The 7,559-nt window shown below is 58.9% G+C and carries 6 protein-coding genes and 2 pseudogenes; 5 read left to right on the top strand and 3 right to left on the bottom strand.

What is annotated here, in order from left to right; genetic code table 11:
- The 3 genes and pseudogenes from AB0T83_RS19930 to AB0T83_RS19920 form a co-directional block, all read right to left on the bottom strand.
- A pseudogene (locus AB0T83_RS19930) lies at positions 1–166 on the bottom strand (hypothetical protein); the annotation flags it as partial.
- Positions 124–330 (bottom strand): hypothetical protein, encoded by a 207-nt coding sequence (locus AB0T83_RS19925; protein WP_366194953.1) that lies wholly within the window; start codon positions 328–330, stop codon positions 124–126. The pseudogene AB0T83_RS19930 and the gene AB0T83_RS19925, both read right to left, overlap by 43 nt.
- A 648-nt stretch (positions 331–978) precedes the next feature.
- Positions 979–2,076: an AraC family transcriptional regulator gene (locus tag AB0T83_RS19920; protein WP_366194952.1), complete on the bottom strand. Its 1,098-nt coding sequence runs from the start codon at positions 2,074–2,076 to the stop codon at positions 979–981.
- A 117-nt stretch (positions 2,077–2,193) separates the two neighbouring features.
- On the opposite strand from AB0T83_RS19920, the gene AB0T83_RS19915 reads away from it, so the two are divergent.
- The 5 genes and pseudogenes from AB0T83_RS19915 to AB0T83_RS19895 all read left to right on the top strand — a co-directional run bounded on the left by AB0T83_RS19915 (position 2,194) and on the right by AB0T83_RS19895 (position 7,265).
- Positions 2,194–3,582: an amidohydrolase family protein gene (locus AB0T83_RS19915; protein ID WP_366194951.1), complete on the top strand. Its 1,389-nt coding sequence runs from the start codon at positions 2,194–2,196 to the stop codon at positions 3,580–3,582.
- Between the two features lie 154 nt (positions 3,583–3,736).
- Entirely contained in the window at positions 3,737–4,078 is a 342-nt protein-coding gene (locus AB0T83_RS19910) for a hypothetical protein (RefSeq protein WP_366194950.1), read from the top strand.
- 18 nt (positions 4,079–4,096) lie between these two features.
- Positions 4,097–5,194 (top strand): annotated as a pseudogene (locus tag AB0T83_RS19905) (M20/M25/M40 family metallo-hydrolase); the annotation flags it as partial.
- A complete protein-coding gene (locus tag AB0T83_RS19900; RefSeq protein WP_366194949.1) occupies positions 5,191–6,063 on the top strand; it encodes a DUF3299 domain-containing protein in 873 nt (290 codons plus the stop codon). The pseudogene AB0T83_RS19905 and the gene AB0T83_RS19900, both read left to right, overlap by 4 nt.
- A gap of 8 nt (positions 6,064–6,071) precedes the next feature.
- Entirely contained in the window at positions 6,072–7,265 is a 1,194-nt protein-coding gene (locus AB0T83_RS19895) for a carbohydrate porin (RefSeq protein ID WP_366194948.1), read from the top strand.
- Positions 7,266–7,559 lie beyond the last annotated feature (294 nt).

Below are 7,559 nucleotides of genomic sequence, written 5' to 3'. Positions count from 1 at the left end.
AACTTATGGTCGGCCATAAGGTCGGACTTAGCACCGACGCTGAAACCCCGTCAGACGGCCTCCACCGGAGGGATACGGCGGGGCCGTGTTCGGTACAGATGAAACAAAAGCGCCATTGGTCGTTCACGCGGACTGAATATTGCCCTTTCCGGTCGCCTTGCAGCACTTCAAGCCGGTTGGCGTCGGCACTCGCAAATCGTCAAGACTGCTGGCGGCATCGAGCATGGTCAGCTTCCGTCGGGCAACCTTCATGATACCGGACGGGAAGCCTTTGCTGGCTTTGTACGCCTGAACGCCCTGAATCAGCTTGCCCTTAGTGCATTGGATCATGCGCCACAATGTATCTGTTCATGATACATGGCGAGTAACTGAGGAACGCAGGGTCACGACCATGGCACACGCCATCACCACAGCGACCCACAGCCACGACAGCAGGCCGGATGACCAATTCCATAGGGGGTGAGATGGGGCGCCAGAAACAGTTTCAGCCCGCCACGCGGCCACACAGCGCCTATCAGGGCCTGCCGTGTTCCGCCTACCCCCTCAATCTTGAGGAAACGACTTCGGGGGGACCGGCTGTGTCCCTTCATAAAACTCTCCGCAGGTTTTGGATTTTTGAAAAAAAAATTTTCAAATTATTCTAGTTTGTCCCAGTAACTGTCTGTTTTTCTGGACTCGGAGCGGCTTGCACCAAGACCTGAGCAAACGGAGCTTCAGTTTGGCAAGCGCTTCATATTGAAGCGGCGGTTTGGGCCGCATATGCGTCCAAACAACCCTAAGCGGCCGAACTTGTCATTCATGCGAGCCGTTGCGCACGGCCGGTCACATCCCAAAGCAAACGCGGCTTTGGGGACCATCTAGCCAACGGAGTACGTGCAGGTCCGGGCGGAGAGCGGACCTTCGTTGGGGTTCACGCAAATGTCTCATTCAAGGATAATTCCGTCCCATTTTTTTCCTTTCGAATGCCCTGTTCCGGGGTTATTGAGTTTTCAGGTCTGTCTGCTCCCGGGACGATTTTCGGAAGCCGGTTGGTGACATCCTATTCGCCCGACGAAAGGCGCGAGTGAAATTTGCCGCGTCGGCGAAACCGAGCGAGGCAGCGATGTCCGCGATCGAACGGTCTGTCGTTTTCAGCGCCTCGCGGGCGTATTCCTGTCGAACGAAGTCAACCTCCCTGGAAATGTCCGTACCGAACGTCGCCAGGCGTCGTTTGAGTTTCTGCTGGCTCATCGAGGCGAGGTCAGCGCATTGCACTGCCGTCAGACCGACCTTGCCGATATGAGCCCGTAGCATCTGGCGGAAAGAGCGTACGAACTCAGGTGTTCCGTCGTCAATCACCGCTTTCGGAGCGTTGGCGAGAGTCTGCTGTTCGAAGGGCATTGCCAACCAGGACGACGGGAAACTGAGATTAAATCCCATACGGTCCCCTTTGATCGGGTGCAAGAGGTCGAACTCGGGCGGAAGGACCTTGGGCTCGCTGACGACCACCGTCACCTTGGCAGGATCGAAATGGTCGTGCAAAGCGCGGCGCAGGATCGCCCAGCCGAGCGCAGCCATGAAGGCATCGTTTTGTGCCGGCAGAATCGCCGGATCGAAGTTGCGCCGCTCCCCAAGAATTGCTGTCGCTCCGTTGAGGTGGAGGTATTCCTCCGCCGAAGACGCAATTTCATTCGCTGTTGATACGAAAATTGACAGGTAGTCCCCCACGGTTGCAGCACGCGCCTCCGCGTCAGCGAGAACTGGCCAGCCGTCCAGGTTGAGGTTGGCAGCCACGCGCGCCGCCAAGAAGCGGTCCTTGGTTGCTTCCGCGGCGTTCTCGACGAACTGCGTAGCGACCATGACATGGACAGACAAATCCGGATCGAAGGTCAGGTCCTCGCTGAGCCCGACACTCTCGAAGACCAGCTCGGGATCTACCCCACGTTTGCGAAGTTCGGCTACGTATGGCCGAAGAAGGCTCAGTTTGACGAGTGGCAGGTTCTGTGGCATTCGATTCGTTTCCCGCGCGTTCGATGCTCTGAAGCCTATCAATTGACAGAAACGCGCACAGGAAAAATCCGTCAAATCAGTCTTCATGGGTCGAAAATGTGGCTGCAGTGATCCGTAGAGACAGGACGCATATGAACTGATCGATATACTTCTCTCCCACAGGAGCTCCTCCACTTGGGGCACCGCGTCCTATGGGAGATGGAAATGGGCAAGTTTTTCACCTCGATTGCCGGCATGGCGCTGGCAACGGGAATCGCCGGTTCGGCATCTGCACAGGAAGATGTGCCGGCTCAAACACTCTTCACCAATGTCCACGTTTTTGACGGCGTAAACGAGGCCCGGATCGAGAACGCTTCGGTTCTGATCGAAGGCAACCTGATCAAGACGGTTTCAACCAAGGCGATCGAGGCTCCGAATGCGGAGGTGATCGACGGTGGCGGCCGAACGCTGACGCCAGGCTTCATTGAAAACCACGCGCACCTTATGCTCATGGGGCCAAGCCTCAGCGCCATGGAGGCCAATTCTACCTGGGAAGACTTCGGGATTCACGGCACGCGGATGGCCGAGATGTACCTGATGCAGGGCTTTACCACGGTGCGTGATGCCGGTGGCGCCAATGCCGGATTGCGGCGCGCCATTGATGCGGGCCAGATCCCCGGCCCACGTTTCTACCCGTCTGGCGCCTTCCTTGGTACGCGTGGTGGCCATGCCGATTTCGCAGCCTTCACGTCACCGCCGGGCGGACAGACCAACTTCGGAAATCTGAATCTGGCGCAGCAGGTCAGCGGTGTCGATGATATCTACCTCTATGGCCGCAACAACCTGCGCATGGGCGCTACACAGCTGAAGTTCATGCAGTCGGGCGGCGTCGTTTCGGCCTTCGACCCGTGGCAACTGCTTGCCGGTTCCAAGGAAGAGATCGAGGCCGCCGTTCAGGTTGCCGAGGAATACGGCACCTATGTCATGGCGCATTCCTACCGCAGGGAAGCGATCATCAATGCTCTTGAGGCCGGCGTGAAATCCATCGAGCACGGGTTCCACTTCGATTGCGAGATTTCGGCGCTGATGAACGAAAAAGGCGCCTACATCACGACTAACATGACTGCGTTCGACCCCGGTCTGCTGGATGTTCCGGCCGTCAAGAACCAGCCCTCCAGCCTGCGCAAGGCCAAATCCGCATCGGCGACCTTTGAAGCCTACATTCCCAGCATGATCGAATGCCCGGTGAAGCGTGGTTTCCAGACCGATTGCGTCGGCTCGGTTGAGGCCTGCAACATCCAGATCGCCTATGAGAAGCATCTGAACAACGAGTTCTTTGGCCCCTATGCGTCGATGGTTACTTTGACCTCGGTCGGTGGCGAGATCGCCGCGCTGAGCGGTGATTTCACCAACCCCTATCCTGAGGCAAAACTCGGCGTGATCGAGGAAGGCGCCTATGCCGACATCCTGCTGATCGACGGCAATCCGCTAGAGGACTTCTCGGTCGTGGGCACTGGTGACCAGTGGTTCGGCGCAGACCCGCGCCCCGACAGCCCGGAGACGATCCGGATCATCATGAAGGACGGCGAAATCTACAAGAACACGCTGAACTGATTGCCTGCGGGGCGGTTCTCCCTCGGACCGCCCCCGGATTCCCAGGAATGGATCGAAGATTTGACGTGAAAATGAATCCAATAATGAATCTGTTTGTAGTTGCAGCGCTTGCATGCATCACATCGGTCGCTTTCGGCCAGGACACCTTGACTCGATGGACCCGAGCTACGGTGCGCCGCTTGGCAAGTCCGAACCAGCCGGGCTGGAGCTGGCAAAGCCGAGCGGTGACCAGGAAAAAGCCTACGACGCCTGGTTCACGGAGAACGAAGAGCGCCACCTTTCCCAACTTAGAGAACTGGTGGCTTTCCGGTCCCTTGCCATGGTCGCGGAAGAGCGCGATCAGGTCGATACGGCTGGGGCATGGCGGGTCGAGCGGATGGCCGAAATCGGCGCGACCAATGCGAATTACGATTCCGATGCACTCGTTGCTTCGGGGGAAATCATCGCAGATGAAGCCCATCCCACCATTCTCGTCTATGGGCATTTCGATATTTAGCCTGTCGATGAGAGCAGTTGGGACACCGACCCCTGCGTGGCAACCGAAAAAGATGGTCGGATCTATGGCCGTGGCGCCACCGATGACAAGGGAATGATCATCGCCTTTCTCAGCACGCTTGAAGGGATGATGGCGATGGACGGCGCGCTTCCGGCCAATGTAAAATTTCTCTGGGATGGAGCCGAGGAGTTTGCCAGCCAAGGCCTGCCCGGCTGGCTGGAAGCGAACCGCCACTGGATCGCTGGCTCCGACTTTGGCGTCAATGTCGATGCGATGATGGCGTCGGATGACCAGGGGTTGATGTGGCGCGGTCTGCGTGGCGGATCGGATGTCGAGGTGGCGGTCACGAGCGCCAACACCGCGCTCCATTCGGGCATTTACGGCGGGGCCGCCCCTAATGCTGGCATCGCGGCCGCAAAGATAATTGCGTCCATGTGGAATGATGACGGCGCGGTCGCCATCGAGGGGTGCAACGACGATGTCACGCCGGCAACCGAGTCCATGCGTGCCGAGATCGCAGCGGCGGTCGAAGGCGTTGACGATACGGCTGCACGCGCGCGGCTGGACGTTGCGGAATGGATCGGCGACGAGAACTATTCGATTATCGAGCGCACCTGGATCCGGCCATCGCTTGACGTGACCGGCATCAAATCCCGCCATATCGAGGGCAAGGCGTCCATCATTCCTTTCGATGCGTGGTTCCGAGTGATGGCACGTACCGGTTTCGGTCAGGATCCAGAAAAGGTGAATGCGGCGATCATCGCCCATAACGAGAAGAATGTTCCGTGGGGCGTCAAAGTCGATATGACCAGCGCCACTTTCGGCGGGGCACCGTTCTTTGACGAGTCCGACTCCTCATTCTGGATCGGCGAGCGGGTTCTGACGGACTACTTCGGTGAAAAACAGCAGGTTCTCTATGTCGGTGGCGGTGTGCCCGCGCTCGCCTATGTACCGGATGCCGGTGGCCCTCAGCTTGTCACTTTTGGCTTCCAGCGCGGTGACGAGGGCTTTCACGCCGATGACGAATTCATACGCGTGTCGAGTTTCCGGACCGCACAGCGCGCCTACGCAGGACTCCTTCACGCATTTCGGGATCAACCAAAGCGCAGTGAGTGAACGATGGTAAGAACTGGCTACACAATGAAAATGCCCCGGCTTTCAAACCTGCAAGACCAAGCCGGGAATCGTATTTCGGCCGCCCCGCCGGTTATTTTTTCAGGAGTTTCGACAGCATGAACCTAGACTTACGTGCAACCTTGGCGGCAATGCTTCTGGCATTACCTACGGGCCTTGCCGCGCAGCAGGCGGTGAACTGGGTGGACCTCGTGGATGCCGAGGCGCAAGTCTTCGACGATCCTTACCGGACGCTGACGGCCGAGCAAATCGACCAGTTGCGTACCGTTGCACAAGCGAAGGCGCTGTATGCGGACAAGAGCCGTCTGCAATCGGACAGAGAGGACGCCGAGGCGCGGATGCGTGACGCTAAAGCAGCGCTTGCGGAGGCCGGTCTCGACGCCGATTGGCTGATATCGCAACGCTGGGTTGTCGCGGAACGGCGGGAAGCCGCTGCCAACAAAGGAAATACAGACATCGACGGGCTGAACGTTTCGCTTTCGGGCTTCGTCATCCCGGCGATGCCCGATCCGGATGGCACCCCAGCCGTCTACCTGGTCGAGACCCGTGGGATTTACAGCCACATGCCGCCCCCGATGCCGAACCAGCTGATCCGGGTAAGGCTCGAGACCGACTGGTCTCCGAAAGGACTGTACCAGCCGGTCCGCCTATCCGGACGGCTCCAGATCGATCCGTCCGAACAGGTTATCCGCGTGGTCGATGGCCCCGTGCCGATGAAAGCAACCTGGCGGTTAGATGCCTCCTCAGCAGAAACCCTTACGCCAGCGGCTATGCCTGCTAGCGAAAGCAACGATTGGATCGAGCAGCTTCGTGACAAGGTGCAGGGTCCAACGCGAACTGAAGCTCAATAGGAGAGACAATGGCCCAATTGTCGAAATGTTTGGTCACAGCTCTGGTCCCGCTCTTGCTGCCCGGAACGGTGGTCGCGCAAGAGGGCCTCGCCGGCCCGTCCTCGGTCGCGGCAGAACTCTCTCCAGGCGATGGGTTGACTGATCCGCAACCGCGAACCTCGTTTCCGCGCAATGCCTTGCCCGGCTATTTCGATTGGAAGGATGGGTTTGCGGATAACGGTTTCCGCTTCAACCTCGACTATCTCACCCTCGGACAGTGGAGCGACAGCGACCTGGGACAGGGTGATGCCGCTGGCGGCATCCTGCGCCTCTACGGCTCGTGGCAGGCGACCGAAACCGGCAACCTCACCTTCAAGATCGAGCACCGGCAGGCCTATGGCGAGGTTGCGCCGCAATTCTTCGGCTTCGATACCGGCGCGCTCTCGATCACCGGCACCGCCTTCAACGACAGCGGGACGATCCTGACCAATCTGTTCTGGACGCAGCGGAGCCCCGACGGGCGTTGGACGATTCAGGCCGGCCAGATCGACGTGACGGATTTTCTCGACATCTACGGGATGGTCAGCCCCTACACCGCCTTCCAGAACCTCGCCTTCAACACCAACCCGACGATCAACGCGCCCAATCCCGGTCTCGGGATCGCGGCGGGTGCTAAGCTGGGCGATAACTTCTACGTCGTTGGTTCGGTCGCCGATGCCAATGGCGACCCGGCCGAACCGAATGCCGACGTTTTCGAGACGGGTGAGACTTTCAAGTCCATCGAGATCGGCTACACCAGCGGCGGCGACCGCCTCTATTTCGACAATGTCCACCTGACCTTCTGGCGGTCCGACGAGGCAGAGGACGGCAGCCGCGCGGAGGACAAGGGGGTCACCTTTTCCGCGGCTTGGTTGATCGACAATACTTGGATGCCCTTCATTCGGGCCGGCAGGTCCGAGGGAACGGCTGCGCTCTACGAGCGGTCGCTTTCCACCGGGATTGGCTGGTATCGCCGTAACAACGACCTTGCCGGTGTCGGGTTCAACTGGGCCGAGGCCAAGGGTTTCGACGAGACGCAATTCACGACAGAGGCTTTCTATCGCTTCAACATCTCGCCGGATTTACAAATCACACCGTCTATCCAGTTTATCCGCGATCCGCTGCTCAACCCGGCGCAGGACGACCTGGCGATCTTGGGCCTGCGGGCCCGAATCGTTTTCTGAGCGTACAGGCGAGGCCCCCTCAATACCGGATGATCGTGTTGACTGTGGCGACATTTCCAACGTAGATCGACGATCCATTCGTCGCGATTAAGTCCAAGGTCAGCCATGGGCCGTTCGTGTTGCTCTGCAATGCGCGCCTTTCCGAGGCCTACCAAGGCCGTTTCCTTTGCACAGCCGCCGTTCGTCCATGGTGCAGCCAATACTGGCCTACTGCCCATTCAGCGTATTCCTCCGGCGAGGGCCGCCTGACGGTCTCTGACTGGTGATGATAGGTCCGACTTTATGCGCGACCTT

It is taken from the genome of Meridianimarinicoccus marinus (assembly GCF_040689105.1).
Classification (GTDB): domain Bacteria; phylum Pseudomonadota; class Alphaproteobacteria; order Rhodobacterales; family Rhodobacteraceae; genus Meridianimarinicoccus; species Meridianimarinicoccus marinus.
The sequence above is the reverse complement of the archived record's forward strand: the minus strand, read 5'-3'. Positions and strand labels throughout refer to the sequence as shown.

What these genes read in the sequence shown, in the direction of transcription:
- AB0T83_RS19910 (WP_366194950.1), top strand. Translation starts at nt 3,737, where the DNA reads ATGGACCCGAGCTACGGTGCGCCGCTTGGCAAGTCCGAACCAGCCGGG.
- AB0T83_RS19925 (WP_366194953.1), bottom strand. Translation starts at nt 330, where the DNA reads ATGATCCAATGCACTAAGGGCAAGCTGATTCAGGGCGTTCAGGCGTAC.
- AB0T83_RS19895 (WP_366194948.1), top strand. Translation starts at nt 6,072, where the DNA reads ATGGCCCAATTGTCGAAATGTTTGGTCACAGCTCTGGTCCCGCTCTTG.
- AB0T83_RS19915 (WP_366194951.1), top strand. Translation starts at nt 2,194, where the DNA reads ATGGGCAAGTTTTTCACCTCGATTGCCGGCATGGCGCTGGCAACGGGA.
- AB0T83_RS19920 (WP_366194952.1), bottom strand. Translation starts at nt 2,076, where the DNA reads ATGAAGACTGATTTGACGGATTTTTCCTGTGCGCGTTTCTGTCAATTG.